Origin of the sequence: Mycobacteroides abscessus ATCC 19977 (assembly GCF_000069185.1) — a bacterium.
GTDB lineage: Bacteria > Actinomycetota > Actinomycetes > Mycobacteriales > Mycobacteriaceae > Mycobacterium > Mycobacterium abscessus.
In genome coordinates this window covers 3,375,821-3,390,735 of record NC_010397.1, presented here as the reverse complement: position 1 = coordinate 3,390,735, position 14,915 = coordinate 3,375,821, and the positions used below count along the sequence as shown (strand labels likewise).

15 protein-coding genes are annotated in these 14,915 nt (G+C 65.6%); 10 read left to right on the top strand and 5 right to left on the bottom strand.

Going from position 1 to position 14,915, the window contains the following annotated elements:
* Positions 1 to 57: 57 nt before the first annotated feature.
* Complete coding sequence (locus MAB_RS16955; RefSeq protein WP_005133144.1) at positions 58 to 714, bottom strand: ACT domain-containing protein; 657 nt, start codon at positions 712 to 714, stop codon at positions 58 to 60.
* A 52-nt stretch (positions 715 to 766) separates the two neighbouring features.
* On the opposite strand from MAB_RS16955, the gene gatC reads away from it, so the two are divergent.
* From gatC to MAB_RS16940, 3 genes are all read left to right on the top strand, one after another.
* Entirely contained in the window at positions 767 to 1,075 is a 309-nt protein-coding gene (gene gatC / locus MAB_RS16950; RefSeq protein WP_005056788.1) for an Asp-tRNA(Asn)/Glu-tRNA(Gln) amidotransferase subunit GatC, read from the top strand.
* A complete protein-coding gene (gene gatA / locus MAB_RS16945; protein WP_005081368.1) occupies positions 1,072 to 2,550 on the top strand; it encodes an Asp-tRNA(Asn)/Glu-tRNA(Gln) amidotransferase subunit GatA in 1,479 nt (492 codons plus the stop codon). The genes gatC and gatA overlap by 4 nt, the downstream gene beginning before the upstream one ends.
* Before the next feature lie 112 nt (positions 2,551 to 2,662).
* Positions 2,663 to 2,866 (top strand): hypothetical protein, encoded by a 204-nt coding sequence (locus tag MAB_RS16940; RefSeq protein ID WP_005111762.1) that lies wholly within the window; start codon positions 2,663 to 2,665, stop codon positions 2,864 to 2,866.
* Here MAB_RS16940 and MAB_RS16935 read toward each other — a convergent pair.
* Positions 2,851 to 3,987 carry a HAMP domain-containing sensor histidine kinase gene (locus MAB_RS16935; protein WP_005091654.1) on the bottom strand — a complete coding sequence of 379 codons (1,137 nt, stop codon included), beginning with the start codon at positions 3,985 to 3,987 and terminating at the stop codon, positions 2,851 to 2,853. The two genes, MAB_RS16940 and MAB_RS16935, sit on opposite strands and share 16 nt — an antisense overlap.
* Positions 3,984 to 4,733: a response regulator transcription factor gene (locus tag MAB_RS16930; protein WP_005111761.1), complete on the bottom strand. Its 750-nt coding sequence runs from the start codon at positions 4,731 to 4,733 to the stop codon at positions 3,984 to 3,986. Before MAB_RS16930 ends, MAB_RS16935 begins: the two co-directional genes overlap by 4 nt.
* A 276-nt stretch (positions 4,734 to 5,009) precedes the next feature.
* Between MAB_RS16930 and MAB_RS16925 the strand changes: the two genes are divergently transcribed.
* The 5 genes from MAB_RS16925 to gatB all read left to right on the top strand — a co-directional run bounded on the left by MAB_RS16925 (position 5,010) and on the right by gatB (position 9,799).
* Positions 5,010 to 5,306, top strand: coding sequence for a hypothetical protein (locus MAB_RS16925; protein ID WP_005081381.1), 297 nt, complete (start codon positions 5,010 to 5,012; stop codon positions 5,304 to 5,306).
* Positions 5,307 to 5,399: 93 nt separating this feature from the next.
* Positions 5,400 to 5,627: a DUF417 family protein gene (locus MAB_RS16920; protein WP_005081384.1), complete on the top strand. Its 228-nt coding sequence runs from the start codon at positions 5,400 to 5,402 to the stop codon at positions 5,625 to 5,627.
* Between the two features lie 33 nt (positions 5,628 to 5,660).
* Positions 5,661 to 7,157, top strand: coding sequence for a carboxylesterase/lipase family protein (locus tag MAB_RS16915; protein ID WP_005111757.1), 1,497 nt, complete (start codon positions 5,661 to 5,663; stop codon positions 7,155 to 7,157).
* Positions 7,158 to 7,194: 37 nt separating this feature from the next.
* On the top strand, positions 7,195 to 8,226 hold the full coding sequence (locus tag MAB_RS16910) for an ATP-dependent 6-phosphofructokinase (protein WP_005056808.1): 1,032 nt from the start codon (positions 7,195 to 7,197) through the stop codon (positions 8,224 to 8,226).
* A gap of 73 nt (positions 8,227 to 8,299) precedes the next feature.
* The gene (gatB, locus tag MAB_RS16905) at positions 8,300 to 9,799 is read left to right on the top strand and encodes an Asp-tRNA(Asn)/Glu-tRNA(Gln) amidotransferase subunit GatB (protein WP_005093966.1); all 1,500 of its coding nucleotides are present in this window, start codon (positions 8,300 to 8,302) and stop codon (positions 9,797 to 9,799) included.
* On the opposite strand, the gene MAB_RS16900 is transcribed toward gatB, so the two are convergent.
* Positions 9,800 to 10,963, bottom strand: a complete 1,164-nt coding sequence (locus tag MAB_RS16900; RefSeq protein WP_005091650.1) for a PQQ-dependent sugar dehydrogenase — start codon at positions 10,961 to 10,963, stop codon at positions 9,800 to 9,802.
* Positions 10,964 to 11,034: 71 nt separating this feature from the next.
* Between MAB_RS16900 and MAB_RS16895 the strand changes: the two genes are divergently transcribed.
* Together MAB_RS16895 and MAB_RS16890 are read left to right on the top strand one after the other, a co-directional pair.
* Positions 11,035 to 11,841: a DoxX family protein gene (locus tag MAB_RS16895; RefSeq protein WP_005081390.1), complete on the top strand. Its 807-nt coding sequence runs from the start codon at positions 11,035 to 11,037 to the stop codon at positions 11,839 to 11,841.
* Between the two features lie 176 nt (positions 11,842 to 12,017).
* On the top strand, positions 12,018 to 13,712 hold the full coding sequence (locus tag MAB_RS16890; protein WP_005081393.1) for an APC family permease: 1,695 nt from the start codon (positions 12,018 to 12,020) through the stop codon (positions 13,710 to 13,712).
* On the opposite strand, the gene MAB_RS16885 is transcribed toward MAB_RS16890, so the two are convergent.
* On the bottom strand, positions 13,709 to 14,881 hold the full coding sequence (locus tag MAB_RS16885) for an FAD-dependent monooxygenase (RefSeq protein WP_005081395.1): 1,173 nt from the start codon (positions 14,879 to 14,881) through the stop codon (positions 13,709 to 13,711). The two genes, MAB_RS16890 and MAB_RS16885, sit on opposite strands and share 4 nt — an antisense overlap.
* Between the last annotated feature and the right edge of the window lie 34 nt (positions 14,882 to 14,915).

Below are 14,915 nucleotides of genomic sequence, written 5' to 3'. Positions count from 1 at the left end.
CAGTGAGTGTGCCGGGCGACTCAGGGAATTGGCTGTGCCGTTGCTGTGAACCGACCGCTACCGCACCAAGGTGGCGACGATCCCGGCCAGATAGCCCAAACGAGCCACCTCCGAGGGGCGGAACTCGGGGCCGCCGGGACGACCAAGCACCACTGCGGTATCACCCGATCCCAATGGCGCCGCGGCCAACGTGGTGTCCATGTCCTTCCATAGTTGAGGCACCCATTCGGCAGTGGTTTCGAGGACCTGTGCACGGCTCAGCGGCAGCCAAGGAGCGGAGGTGGCCTGGGTCTCGGGGGCGCCCGCGCTTCCGGCCACCCGGATGAATCCGGTGCCGTCCTGCCGCACCACGGTGCACCAATTCGCGCGCAGCACATGGGGGGCTTCTTGGGCGAGCACCTCGAGGCGCGCGGATGCCGCGGCGGCGGCCACCCTGTCGATCAGCTCCAGTTCCCGATGCGCCTCCAGCAGGCCGGTGTGCGGGCGGATGGAATGCACATGCACCCCGTTCAGGGCCTCGGCGGCGGTGATCAACGAATCGGGCATGGAGCCGGGCGGAAGGTCGATGACCAGGTCGTCGATGGCATAGCCCGGGCCGCGCTCGACGACATCCAGGGACAGAATGTCTGCGCCCACGGTGCCGAGCGCAACGGCGACCGACCCCAGACTTCCGGGACGGTCAGCGAGCTGTAGGCGCAGCAGATATGACGGCACGTCCAACACTGTGGCACAGGTCAGACACAGCCGCCCTCTAGGCTATCTAGCCGTGAGCGCCATATCCCGTGACGAGGTCGCGCACCTGGCCAGACTGGCCCGGCTTGCGCTGACCGACGCTGAGCTGGACGGATACGCCGGGCAACTCGACGCGATCCTCGGCCACGTCAGCCAGATCAGTGCAGTTTCCACCGATGAGCTCGACGAGGTAGATGCCACGAGCTCGCCGCTTGATGCGGTCAATGTCACACGGCCCGATGTGATCGCCGAATGCCTTACCCCGGAGGAGGCGCTGGCCGCGGCGCCCCGGGTGGCCGAGGGACGTTTCGCGGTGCCGCAGATTTTGGGGGAAGAAGAGTGACCGACCTGATCAGGCAGGACGCCGCGGCGCTGGCCGCACTGATCCATTCGGGCGAGGTCTCCTCCGTCGAGGTGACACGTGCGCATCTGGATCAGATCGCCAGCACCGACGAGACGTACCGGGCCTTCCTGCATGTTGCGGGGGAGCAGGCGCTGGCCGCCGCGAAAGACGTCGATGACGCCATCGCGGCGGGCTCGGTGCCGTCGGGACTGGCCGGTGTCCCGCTGGCGCTCAAGGACGTCTTCACCACTCGGGACATGCCGACCACCTGTGGTTCCAAGATCCTTGAGAACTGGGTGCCGCCCTACGACGCAACCGTGACGGCGCGGCTGCGCGGGGCCGGGATACCGATCCTGGGTAAGACGAACATGGACGAGTTCGCGATGGGCTCTTCCACCGAGAACTCCGCATACGGACCCACCCGCAATCCCTGGGACGTTGAGCGGGTTCCGGGCGGTTCGGGCGGTGGTAGCGCGGCCGCGTTGGCCGCTTTCCAGGCTCCGCTGGCCATAGGCACCGACACCGGTGGCTCCATCCGGCAGCCCGCCGCACTCACCGCGACCGTCGGGGTGAAGCCCACCTATGGAACAGTTTCGCGTTTCGGCCTGGTCGCCTGTGCGTCATCGCTGGATCAGGGCGGTCCTTGCGCGCGCACGGTTTTGGACACCGCGCTCTTGCACCAGGTGATCGCGGGCCACGATCCGCGCGACTCCACGTCCGTCGACGAACCGGTACCCGATGTCGTGGCCGCGGCTCGCGCCGGTGCCTCGGGAGACCTCAAGGGTGTCCGCGTCGGTGTGGTCACTCAGCTGCGTGGCGACGGGTACCAACCGGGTGTGATGGCGTCGTTCGACGCGGCCGTCGAGCAGCTCACCGCATTGGGCGCCGATGTGGTTGAGGTGTCCTGTCCGCACTTCGAATACGCGTTGCCGGCCTATTACTTGATCCTGCCGTCGGAGGTGTCGTCCAATCTGGCGCGCTTCGACGCCATGCGGTACGGCATGCGGGTCGGGGACGACGGAACGCATAGCGCCGAGGAAGTCATGGCGCTCACCCGGGCGGCAGGCTTTGGACCAGAGGTCAAGCGCCGCATCATGATCGGCACCTATGCACTGTCCGCCGGGTACTACGACGCCTACTACGGCCGGGCACAGAAGGTGCGCACCCTGATCAAGCGCGATCTGGAGCGGGCCTACGAGCAGGTCGACGTGCTGGTCACCCCGGCCACCCCCACCACCGCATTCCGGTTGGGGGAGAAGGTCGATGACCCGCTGGCGATGTACCAGTTCGACTTGTGCACCCTGCCGCTGAACCTGGCCGGACACTGCGGAATGTCGGTGCCCTCAGGTCTTTCTGCCGACGACGGGTTGCCGGTGGGTCTGCAGATCATGGCCCCCGCGCTCGCCGACGACCGGTTGTACCGCGTGGGTGCTGCCTATGAAACCGCCCGTGGGGCGTTGCCCGCAGCGCTGTAGGAACGCACAGGTAACTGGCAGTTGATAAGGGGCGATTCCCGGCCGTCTGCTGCGTACCGTGAAGTGCATGCCCCGCCTATCGTCGTGCGTCGCGACCATCTCGCTCTGCGGTGTGTTCGCGGCCACACCGGCGGTGCTGCAGGCTCCCGGTGACAGCTCGGCCCAGCGGTTGAGCTGCTCGGTGCAGACCGACAAGGCCTGCATCCACTCCAATGACCCGCACATGAGCTCGGCGCCGGACCCCGATAACAAGGCGCCGCTGGCAACCATCCCCGCCACCAAGACGCGTCCCACGGTGATTCAGCCGGGCCGCTGACCGGGTGCTTTTTCCGGATGATCGCTCGGACGGGGCAGAGACACGGTGAAGGTGGTCCCGGCCGCGTGTCCCGCGCTGTGCGCCTCGATGCGTCCCTCGTGCGCCTCGACAAGTGCCTTGGCGATCGACAACCCGATACCTGCTCCACCGTGCTGCCGATCGCGGGCGGCATCGGCGCGATAGAAGCGATCGAACAGTCGGTCCAGATGCTCGGCCGGAACTCCGTCGCCGGTGTCGGCGACGGCGATCGTGGCGCCGGTGCCGGTCGCTGTCGCCGTCACGGTGACCTGGCCGCCCGGGCCGGTGTGACGTAGGGCGTTGTCGAGCAGGTTGCTCAGCACCTGGCCCATGCGTTCAGGATCGGCCCATACATCGGGCAGCCCGTCGTCGGCGTGAGAAGTGAGGATGACTCCCTTTGTCTGATAGCGCGGCGCGAACGCGGCGACCGCGGTAGTGACCAAATCGGCCGGAGACACCGATCTCGCGTCAATCGACGTGGTGCGGCTCTCGGCGACCGACAGCGCGTTGACGTCGATACTGAACCGCGTCAGTCGACGGGTCTGGTCCCGTAGCGTCGCGACCGTCTGCTGATCCAGTTGTTGCACACCGTCTTCCACCGCTTCCATGTACGCCTCAAGCACCGCCACGGGCGTCCGTATCTCGTGAGCCAGGTCCGCCAGCATCTGTCTACGCGCCTCGTCCACCGCGCCGAGCCGCTGCGCCATCTTGTTGAACGCCGCGGCGACGGCGTCGAATTCCTTGCCCAACCGGGGTGGCGGCACCCGAATGTCGTAATTCCCGTCGGCAACGGCGGAGGCCGCCTGCGACAGCGCGGTGGCCGAGCGATGCACTCGATGGCTCAGATACCAACTGAGCGTGAGCGCGGCCAGGGCCGACACCGCGACCGCGAACCCGATGGACATCGCGGTGGCATCGCGGAAGGCACGCTCATAGGGGTGATCGTTCCCGGCGCCGGGCGATACCTGTTGATCCATGAGGCGGCGGAACATCGGCGGCCCGACGATCGCGGCGACCACGCTGGTCGTGGCTATTCCGGCCAGGACCACCAGTGAGTTCACCACCAGCAGGCGCAGGCCGATGCCGTATCGGGGACGTGTCACGATCCGGTCCCCATGCGATAGCCGACACCGCGGACGGTCATCACGTATCGCGGCTGGGAGGGGCTATCGCCCAGCTTCTGACGCAGATGCCCGACGTGGACATCGACAATGTTGTCGTTGCCCACCCAGGTGTCGCCCCACACCGTGTCGAGCAGTTGCTTTCTGCTCAGCACGATGCCCGGCCGGGATGACAGCGCGGCCAGGACGTCAAATTCCGTGCGGGTCAATGTGACTGGCCTTTCTCCGACGTGCACCTCGCGGCCGTCGACATTGATGCGCAACGCTCCGAAGACGCGGGGAGGGCTCAGTTCCGGAGTCACTGCCGCTGGCGATTCCGGCGCGCGGCGGGGCCGGCGGAGCATGGCGCGCACCCGGGCGACGACCTCCCGCGGGCTGAAGGGCTTGGTGACGTAATCGTCGGCTCCCACCGACAGGCCGACGATGGTGTCCACCTCGGTGTCGCGGGCGGTCAGCATGACCACGTAGGCGTCTGAGAAGACGCGGAGTTGCCGGCAGACCTCGATGCCGTCCACGCCGGGCAGGCCGATATCGAGGATCACCACGTCGGGATCGACCTCGCGCGCCAGATCGAGTGCGCGGCGGCCGTCGTGTGCGAGATGAACTTCGAAGGATTCTCGCTTGAGATAACTGGCGACCACCTCTGCCAGCGGCACTTCGTCGTCGACCACCAGTGCCCGGTAGTCCGGTACGGGACCTGCGGCGGCAGTGCGAGATGAACCGTCCATGCGCCAATGGTGCACCGAGAGCTTGGCCCAGGTCGAAGGTCGCGGTGCCTGGGCCGCGTTTCTTCATCGAAACTTCAGAGTTTCCTTGGCGCACCGATAGCGCCCGGAGCCGTTGAGATACGGAAATAGCAGTTCACAGCCCTGTTTCGGGTTGTCATCTGCCGTCGATTTCTTGCATCGAATCTTCAGTGTGCGCTCAAGGAACAAACGCCTTGCGGGCCGAGCCTTGTGTTGTCGCCGGAACCAGTCCGCGGCACAACTCTCAAGGAGTTCATCATGAAGAGGTTCGCATTCACCGCCATCACCGCTTCCGCTTTCGCCGTGGCCGCCATGGGATTGGCGGGTACGGCCGCGGCGTCCACGAGCACCGGGGGCGGTAACGCTGGCGACACGGTGACAAATCTGCAGAAGCAGGGGTATTCGGTGCAACTCAACGGCAGCGTGTCCGCGCCGTTGTCACAGTGCACGGTGACGGATGTGCACGGCGTATCGGCACCGCCCGCAGGACAGTCCAGCGCGATGTCGTCCACCACCGTGTACGTCGACGTCTCGTGCCCGGATCTGAACAACTGACGAAAGTCTTTGGGCCGGTGCGAGATTGGCCTGGATAAGGTTGGCAAGTATCTGAAGATGGACTCGTGAGCGCTCATCGAGCACAGCCCATCGATGAGATGGATTTTCGATTACGCCCGTGCCGCTGCCGTGTCACGTGCCCTGGGAACCATGGAAATTATTGCGGCCCTGATGATCGCGGCTTATCCGTGGTACCCGCGCGTCACTGCGGCCGGCAGCGCGATGGCCGTGGTCTTGTTCACGGGCACGTTGAGCTTCCTGTTCGCCACTCCCGGGTTTTTCGGTGACGCGTGGCGTAGATCCGCCCCCTCGCGTGACTAGCGCTGGCCGGTGGGCCCCGCTAGGTTCGCTCCCATGGCATCGGCGCCCCTACGTGTAGTGACAAACAACGGCGAGGTGGAAGGTTTCGTCAGGCGCGGCATGCGCCGCTTCCGTGGCATCCCTTACGCCGAACCGCCGGTGGGCCCACTACGCCTACGGGCACCACGCCCCGCGCAGCCGTGGGAGGGGGTGCGGCGCTGCAAGAGATTTGGTGCGGCGCCCTACCAGCCCAAAATTTTCACGCCGCAGAAGCAGCGCAGTGAGGACTGCCTGACACTCAATGTGGTTGCTCCCGAACAGCTGCCCGACGGGCCGCTGCCGGTGATGTTCTACATCTATGGCGGCGGCTATTTCCTCGGTAGCTCCAGCAGTCCGCCGTATGAGGGATCGATTCTGGCGCGCCGCGGATGTGTCTATGTGTCGGCGAATTACCGCGTGGGTGCGTTCGGTGCCTTCGATTTATCGTCGTTATCCGACGACAGGCACGTCATTGAGAGCAACCTGTACCTGCGTGACCTCGTTCTCGCGCTGCAGTGGGTGCGCGAGAACATCGCTGCCTTTGGTGGGGATCCGGAGAACGTCACCATCTTCGGTGAGAGCGCCGGGGGCAGTGGCGTCGAGACCTTGATGGCCACGCCTGCCGCCGCGGGACTTTTTCATAAGGCGATCATCCAGAGCACCGCGAGCGGTTTGGCGGCCGACGCCGATTCGGTGGCCTACGATGCCCGCAGGTTCGCCGAAATCCTCGGCGCTACATCCGATAATGCCGCCGCGACCGTCCTGAACGCCTCACCACGGCAGCTTCTGCGCGCGCAGCGAAAGCTGATCGCCGAGGGCGGATTCCCGTTCGGTCCGTCGGTCGACGGGAACTATCTGCCGAAGAAGCCCGTCGAGTCCATCGAAGGCGGTGAAGCGCACAGGGTTCCGCTGATCATCGGCAGTAACGCCGACGAGGCCAAGCTCTTCACCAAGGCGATCAAGGTGATGCCGCTGTCGGAGGCCGAACAGCTGGAGATACTCGGCCGCGGAGGCCCCGGCTACCAGGAACGGATTACCGCCGCCTACGTGGGATACCCGTCGATGCAGGCGCGGCTGCGACTGGCCGGGGATATGTTCTTCACCTCCTCGGTCTGGCGGATTGCCCAGGCTCACCAACATTTCGCACCCGTGTACGTGTACCAGTTCGACTACGCACCCTGGCCGGTGCGGGCCGCCGGTCTGGAGGGATCGCACGCCACCGAGCTGCTTGCGGTTTTCGGCAATTATCGGGGCCCCGCAGGCCCGATCCTGACCGGCAGCTTCACCCACAGAGACGCGTCGCGGGTTGTCGATGATGTGCAACAGCGGTGGGTGGCCTTCGCGCGCAACGGGGTTCCTAGCGGGGACTGGCCGCCCTATCGCGGCCCGGATTGGCCGGTGCTGGTCTTCGACCGCGAACTTCGCGTCGAGCAGAACCTGGGCGGCGACCGGCGCACGGTCTGGGACGGGTTCCGGCTGAGCATTCCGAGTCGGATACCGCGGGCCTCGTAGCGCTGCCGCCGGGCGCGGTCACGGGCATGATGGGGCTATGCGTATCGGAGTTCTCACCGGTGGCGGCGATTGTCCGGGCCTGAATGCGGTGATCCGCGCGGTGGTGCGAACCTGCGCCAACCGCTACAACTCGCAGGTCGTGGGCTTCCAGGACGGTTGGCGTGGTCTATTGGAGAACCGCAGAATCCACCTTCACAACGACGATCGCAATGATCGGCTGCTCACCAAGGGCGGGACGGTGCTCGGTACCGCACGCACCAACCCCGACCGGCTGCGTGCCGGACTGGATCAGATCAAGCAGACCCTCGACGACAACGGGATCGATGTGCTGATCCCGATCGGCGGAGAAGGCACCCTCACCGCCGCCAGCTGGCTGGCCGACGAGAACGTTCCCGTGGTCGGGGTGCCCAAGACCATCGATAACGATATCGATTGCACCGATGTCACATTCGGATTCGATACGGCGCTGACCATCGCCACCGAGGCAATCGACCGGTTGCACAGCACAGCCGAATCCCATCAGCGCGTCATGCTGGTCGAGGTGATGGGTCGGCATGCGGGCTGGATCGCGTTGCACGCGGGACTGGCCTCGGGTGCGCATATGACGCTGATCCCCGAAGTGCCGTTCGATGTGGATGAGGTCTGTCGGCTGATCAAAGGCCGGTTCCAGCGCGGGGATTCGCATTTCATCTGTGTGGTGGCCGAGGGCGCCAAGCCGGCCGAGGGCTCAATGGAGCTGCGCGACGGGGGAATTGACGAGTTTGGGCATCAGCGATTCACCGGGGTGGCGCAGCAGCTGGGAGTAGAGATCGAGAAGCGCATCAACAAAGAGGTGCGCACCACGGTGCTGGGGCATGTGCAGCGTGGGGGCACTCCCACACCCTTCGACCGGGTGCTCGCCACCCGATTCGGCGTCAACGCCGCCGACGCCGCGCACGCGGGGGAGTTCGGAGTGATGGTGTCGCTGCGCGGCCAAGACATCGGGCGGGTACCACTGGCGGAAGCGACCCGTCAGCTCAAGCTGGTCCCCAAAAACCGCTACGAGGATGCCGCCGCGTTCTTCGGCTGAGCCGACGCTACCTGCGATTTCTGCGCATAACGTGTCTGTTCGGCCACTCAAGCCGACCTATTAGGATCGCAGCATGACAGAACTGCTGGACTACGACGACGTGCTGACCCGATACGAGCCGGTGCTCGGTATGGAGGTTCACGTCGAACTGTCCACGGCCACCAAGATGTTCTGTGGCTGCCCGACCACCTTCGGCGCGGAACCCAATACCCAGATTTGCCCCGTCTGCCTGGGTCTGCCGGGCTCGCTGCCGGTCGTCAACGAAAAGGCCGTCGAATCCGCCATCCGGATCGGTCTGGCGCTGAACTGCGAGATCGCTCCCTGGGGCCGATTCGCCCGCAAGAACTATTTCTACCCGGATCAGCCGAAGAACTATCAGATCTCCCAGTACGACGAGCCGATCGCGTTCAACGGCTACCTCGATGTTCCGCTGGAAGACGGCACCACGTGGCGGGTGCATATCGAGCGCGCGCACATGGAAGAGGACACCGGCAAGCTGACCCACATCGGTAGCGAGACGGGCCGCATCTCCGGCGCCACCGAGTCGCTGCTCGACTACAACCGTGCGGGTGTGCCGCTGGTCGAGATCGTCACCAAACCTATCGAGGGGACGGGGCAGCGCGCCCCGGAGATCGCCCGCGCCTACGTGACGGCATTGCGGGATCTGTTGCGCGCCTTGGATGTCTCCGATGTGCGCATGGACCATGGGTCGATGCGCTGCGACGCGAATGTGTCGCTGATGCCCACCGGCGCCGGTGAGTTCGGAACCCGGACCGAGACCAAGAACGTCAACTCGCTCAAGAGCGTCGAGGTGGCGGTGCGTTACGAGATGCGGCGCCAGGCAGCGGTTCTAGACGCGGGCGAGGACGTCATTCAGGAGACGCGGCACTTCCTCGAGCAGGACGGCTCCACCAGCGCCGGACGCCGCAAGGAGACCGCCGAGGACTACCGGTACTTCCCGGAGCCCGACCTCGAGCCCGTAGCGCCCAGCGCGGAGCTCATCGAGAAGCTGCGCGGCACCCTCCCGGAGCTGCCCTGGCTGCGGCTGGGCCGTATCCAGCAGGAGTGGGGCGTCTCCGACGAGGTGATGCGCGACCTGATCAACAACGGGGCGGTCGAACTGGTGCAGGCCACCGTCGCCGAGGGCGCCAGCAGTGAGGACGCACGCTCCTGGTGGGGCAACTACCTGGTGCAGCAGGCCAACTCGCGTGAGGTTGAACTGGCGGACCTGCCCATCACGCCCACTCAGGTGGCCGCCGTGGTCGCGTTGATCAAGGACGGCAAGCTGTCCAACAAGTTGGCGCGGCAGGTCGTCGACGGCGTACTCGCCGGTGAGGGCGAGCCCGAGCAGGTGATGAAGGATCGCGGTCTGGTCGTGGTGCGCGACGACTCGGTGATCCAGGCTGCTGTCGATGAGGCGCTGGCCGCCAACCCCGATGTCGCCCAGAAGATCCGCGATGGCAAGGTCGCCGCCGCGGGCGCCATTGTCGGCGCGGTGATGAAGGCCACCAAGGGTCAGGCCGACGCCGCGCTGGTCAAGGACTTGGTGCTCAAGGCCTGTGGCCAGGCCTAGTTAGTCCAGGTCGTCGTTGGCGCGGGGGAATCCGCCGCCCTTGGGGAACAGTGGGAAGACCACGTCCTCGGTGTCGGTGGCGGTACCGAAGTCCTTGTTGATGGAACCGCCCCAGACGTTGCCGTCGGCCGAGAGTTTGAGGGCCCGCACGTGACCGTGCTGTTCCTTTTGTCGCAGTACCTCGGGATCGCCTGTGACAGCTCCGGTTTCGGGGTTCTGGCGCACCACCACAGTGGTCTGGTTGAACACCAGGTTGACCATCACCGAGCTGTCCAGTGCGGCGCATCCGGCCACCCCCGGCTTGTCCGGCCAGGTCCACACCGTTGAGATCTTGCCGTCCTTGGTGAGCTTCTGCAGCCGGTCGCCCGCCGGCGCGCGATCAGTGACGTACAGCGCTCCGTTGGCGGCGTCCACGCACATGGCGCCGCCGTCGCCGAGGCCGCTCATCGCGGTCGTGGGCGGGGTCTGGCCCACGGTGGTGGGCTGCTCGATGCGGATGACTTTGCCGGCCAGAGAGTTCGGATCATTGGCGGCGCCGGCGTTACCGCCCGTCCCGGTCTGGACGACCAGTGTGGTGGGGCTGGTGAACGCCAGCGACCCGGCGTTGCCCGTCGGGCCCTTGGGGATCCCGGTGAGGATGTCCTTGGGCACATCGCCGTCGGCGACGCGCACCACCCGATTGTCGGTCGGGGTGCTGATGTAGGCGTACATCAGCCGGTCCTGCTGATACGAGGGGGACAGCACGATATCGGACAGGCCGCCGTCGCCGGACGGGTCGACGGGGATGGTCGTCTTGATCTTGGGCTCGGCGCTCGTCGCGATCTCTTTGATGACACCGGTCGCGCGCTCGGCGACCAGGGCGGTCTTGCCGTCGCTGCCCATGATGAGGCCGCTGGTGGCTTCCAGGCATCCCTGCATCACTCCCTCGGCGGGGCACTGCTTGGGAAACGGTTTACCCGGCAATGGCGGCGGCGGGGTGGTCGTGGTCTGCGCAACCCCGCGCCGGGGAACCTCGGTGAACGGCTGATCCTGGGTGGGATCGAACCGCACGCAGCCCGAAAGCAGCGTCACCGCTGCGGCCAGTGCCGCCATCGAACCGACAAGCAGTTTTCTCCCCGATGGCTCATTGGTCGGTCCCGTCGCGGGGCTGGAGCGAATGAGCATGCCCGCAAGATTACGGACCTTACGGCGTTGCTCGCCACATTCGGGCCTCCATTGGACTTACGCTGGGGCCCGTGACCGGCCATTCAGACGATCCGCAGGTGTGGCGTAAGCCGCCCGAACTGGTCGACCCTGAAGATGATGTGCCGTCGGCTACCTACGGCGGCGACTTCGAGACCACGGCAATCCCGCAGTACCAGGCGGAGAGGCTGACGAGCTCCCACAATGTGAAAGAGGTTGGACCGTTGTACGATCCAGCGCCGCTGCCCTACGCCGAACCTGCCACCACTCAGATATCCGCCGAGGCGGTGCACGCGCGTCACGCGGCGCCGTGGGGCACCCAGGATCCGGCGGGCGATCGTCGCGGTACCCAGGATTTGGGGCTGTTGTTGCTGCGTGTCGGGGTCGGCGCGGTACTCATCGCCCATGGTCTGCGCAAGGTCTTCGGCTGGTGGGGCGGCACGGGGCTGAGCGGTTTTGAAGCAACCCTCGGTGACCGCGGCTTCAAATACGCCGACATCCTTACCTATGTCGGCGTGACGGCGGAGCTGGGCGCCGGGGTGCTACTGGTGCTGGGTCTGCTGACGCCGCTGGCGGGTGCGGCCGCGTTGGCATTCACGGTGAATGTGCTGCTATCCGACATGGTGTCCGATAAGGCCAATCGCTACGCCATCTTCTGGCCGGAGGGGCACGAGTTCGAGCTGCTGATGATCGTCGCGATTGTCGCGGTGATCCTCGTCGGTCCTGGTCGGTATGGGTTTGATGCCGGTCGCGGCTGGGCTCGCCGGCCGTTCATCGGTTCCTTCGCCGCCGTGGTGCTGGGCTTTGGAGGCGCCGCGGCCATCTGGGTGTTCCTCAACGGGACAAACCCGCTGGCCTAGCCTGCCGCTCCGCGCCGACACGCCGTGTTGTGCGTCGGCTACTCGGGAAATGCGTCATAAACCGTAGTTTCGGCGAGCCGACTCGCTGATTGCGGAATCCGATGCCTGAGCGCAATGCCTAAACGAATTCCGCTCATGTTGGGCGAAAGTTCAACGGAAACCGTATTCTGCTGCGCATGAGTTCAGATATCCCGGTAGAGAGCAAGGGACTCAAGGGCGGAGCGCTGGGTCTGTTGTCCAGCGTGGTGGTCGGGCTTGCCTCCACCGCGCCCGCCTACAGTCTCGCCGCGACGCTCGGACTGATTGTCGCCAGCGGCGGCGCCCTGCTCGCCGGGGTCAAGGCGCCCGCGATCGTGCTGATCTCGTTCATCCCGATGTATCTCATCGCGGTGGCCTACCAGGAGCTGAACAAGGCCGAACCGGACTGCGGCACCACCTTCACCTGGGCCTCGCGCACCTTCGGGCCGATCGTCGGATGGCTGGGCGGCTGGGGCATCATCGCCGCCGACGTGATCTGCCTGGCCAACCTCGCCCAGGTCGCCGGTGCCTACTCGTTCACTTTTGTCGGAGACCTCGGCTGGTCGGCGGCCTCGGGCCTGGCCGACAGCGTGCTGTGGTCCACGGTCGCGGGCGTCATCTGGATCGTGATCATGACCTACATCTGTTATCGGGGCATCGAAGTATCGGCGCGGCTGCAGTACTGGCTGCTCACCGTCGAGGTGGTGGTGTTGATCGCCTTCGCGGTGGTCGCCCTGATCAAGGTCTACACACATAACGCCGAGAGCTACTCGCTGCTGCCGTCGCTGTCCTGGTTCTGGCCCGGTGGCATGGACTTCGGCACCGTCATCGCCCCCGCAGTGCTGACAACGATCTTCATCTACTGGGGCTGGGACACCGCCGTGGCCTGCAACGAGGAGTCGGACGACCCCGGGCGCACACCGGGCCGTGCGGCAGTCATCTCGACGTTCTTGCTGCTGGCCACCTATGCGCTGGTGAGCGTGGCCGCAGTGGCATTCGCCGGTGTGGGCACCGAGGGTGTCGGGCTGGGCAATCAGGAGAACGCCGCCGACGTATTCAAGGCCATCGGCCCGGAACTGTTCGGCGACAGCTTTGTCGGGCATCTTGGGATGTTGTTGCTGTCGGCGTCCATCCTGACGTCGGCCTCGGCCTGCACGCAGACCACGATCCTGCCGACGGCCCGCACGACCCTTTCGATGGGTGTGTACAAGGCATTGCCGGATTCGTTTGCGTCGATTCACCGCACGTACCTGACGCCGTCGACGTCCACGATTGCGATGGGTGCGATTTCCATCGTCTTCTACGTGCTGTTCACCGCGATCAGCACCAACCTGTTGACCGCGCTCATCGGTTCGGTCGGGTTGATGATCGCCTTCTACTACGGGCTCACCGGTTTCGCGTGCGCGTGGTTTTACCGCAAGAGACTGACCACCAGCTTCCGTGACCTGATGATGCGCGGCGTGATGCCGTTGGCGGGCGGGGCCACCCTGACGGTCGTTTTCATCTACGGGCTCATCCAGTACGCCAAGCCGAACTGGCTCATTGACGACGACGGCAACAACGTCACCGTGTTCGGCGTCGGGGCCGTCGCGGTAGTCGGCGTCGGTGCCCTGGTCCTGGGGGTGGTGCTGATGATGCTGTGGCGGGTGGCGGCCCCGCCGTTCTTCCAAGGACAGACGTTGCCACGGCGCAGCGCCGATCTCGTGCTGGCCCCCGCCGCGGCGACGACCCATTTCGGGCTACCGGACGCCGTCGAGGCGCAGCAGACCGTCATCGCGGGTGACCTGTCCAACCTCCCGGAAGGAGAGGTGGCGGTAAATCCGCAAACGGGCGAGGAATTCACCAAGGACTAGAGCGTGGCCAGTGCCGTTCCGGCTGTCGCGGCGGCGTCGTAGTCCGGAATCCAGTTGTCGGCCAGGATCTCGGTGAGCTGTGCGGCCTGCTGTTGTGCCGTCAGGTCGACGGAGCGATAGACGCGCCCAGACTGACGGGCATTGCGCTGCACCCGGCTGGTGCGGTCACGTCGCAGGGATTCGTACAACGACAGTCGCCGGGGGACTTCGGTCGCGGATGCCCCCGCGAGCACGGTGGCCAGCACGACGGCGTCCTCTATCGACATGTTGGCGCCCTGACCGAGGTGCGGTGTCATCGGATGCGCGGCATCCCCGAGTAGCGCGATCCGATCGGTTGTCCAGCGGTTCAACGGCTTCCGGTCATACAGCCCCCACCGGAAGGTCTCGGTCATTGCTCCGGCGACTCGCTGGACCGGCTGGTCCCACCCTGCGAACTCGGCGGACAACTCCGCCACATCGCCTGGGGCGGTCCAGGATTCCTCGGCATCCAGGTTGCTCGGGGTGAACGCCACCACATTGAGCAGCCGTCCCCGCGAGACCGGATAGATCAAGAAGCTGCGCCCGGGGCCCAACCACATCTGCATGGAATTCAGATCGATGACGCCATCGAGGCGTTCGACGGGAATCAGGCCGCGATAGGCCATGATGCCGTCGCTGGACAGCTCGACCGGATCGGCTACCACGCGCTGCACGGCGGAGTGGATGCCATCTGCGCCCACCGCCACATCCGCGCGTTCTTCGGAACCGTCGGCGAAGATGATGCGCACTTCATCGGCCGTCTCGACGATGTCCTGGCAGGGACGTCCCAGCTGTACGGTCCCCGCGGGCAATGCGCCCAGCAAGGCATGCTGCAATTCGCCACGATGCACGGGTAGGGAGGTCACCGGGCGATCGGGGCTCACCGCCGGCCACGCGGGCGGTACCGGAACGCTTTCTCCCTGCCAGGTGTGCCAGAGCGTGCGCCGGATCTGTGTGCCGACGGCGCGCACGCGATCACCCAATCCCACTTCGTCGAGCGCACGCAGACCATTGTTCGCAATGACCACGCCCGCCCCCACTTCGCGTAGTTCGTGTGCCTTTTCATAGACGATGACGTCGATATCGTTGGCGCGCAACGCTGCTGCTGCGGTGAGTCCACCAATCCCGGCGCCGATGATCGCTACCCGCATGTGTCCGTCCTTTCACTGGCTTCACCCGATTAAG

What these genes read in the sequence shown, in the direction of transcription:
- MAB_RS16930 (WP_005111761.1), bottom strand. Translation starts at nt 4,733, where the DNA reads ATGGACGGTTCATCTCGCACTGCCGCCGCAGGTCCCGTACCGGACTAC.
- MAB_RS16925 (WP_005081381.1), top strand. Translation starts at nt 5,010, where the DNA reads ATGAAGAGGTTCGCATTCACCGCCATCACCGCTTCCGCTTTCGCCGTG.
- MAB_RS16920 (WP_005081384.1), top strand. Translation starts at nt 5,400, where the DNA reads ATGAGATGGATTTTCGATTACGCCCGTGCCGCTGCCGTGTCACGTGCC.
- MAB_RS16915 (WP_005111757.1), top strand. Translation starts at nt 5,661, where the DNA reads ATGGCATCGGCGCCCCTACGTGTAGTGACAAACAACGGCGAGGTGGAA.
- MAB_RS16910 (WP_005056808.1), top strand. Translation starts at nt 7,195, where the DNA reads ATGCGTATCGGAGTTCTCACCGGTGGCGGCGATTGTCCGGGCCTGAAT.
- gatB (WP_005093966.1), top strand. Translation starts at nt 8,300, where the DNA reads ATGACAGAACTGCTGGACTACGACGACGTGCTGACCCGATACGAGCCG.
- MAB_RS16900 (WP_005091650.1), bottom strand. Translation starts at nt 10,963, where the DNA reads ATGCTCATTCGCTCCAGCCCCGCGACGGGACCGACCAATGAGCCATCG.
- MAB_RS16890 (WP_005081393.1), top strand. Translation starts at nt 12,018, where the DNA reads ATGAGTTCAGATATCCCGGTAGAGAGCAAGGGACTCAAGGGCGGAGCG.
- MAB_RS16885 (WP_005081395.1), bottom strand. Translation starts at nt 14,881, where the DNA reads ATGCGGGTAGCGATCATCGGCGCCGGGATTGGTGGACTCACCGCAGCA.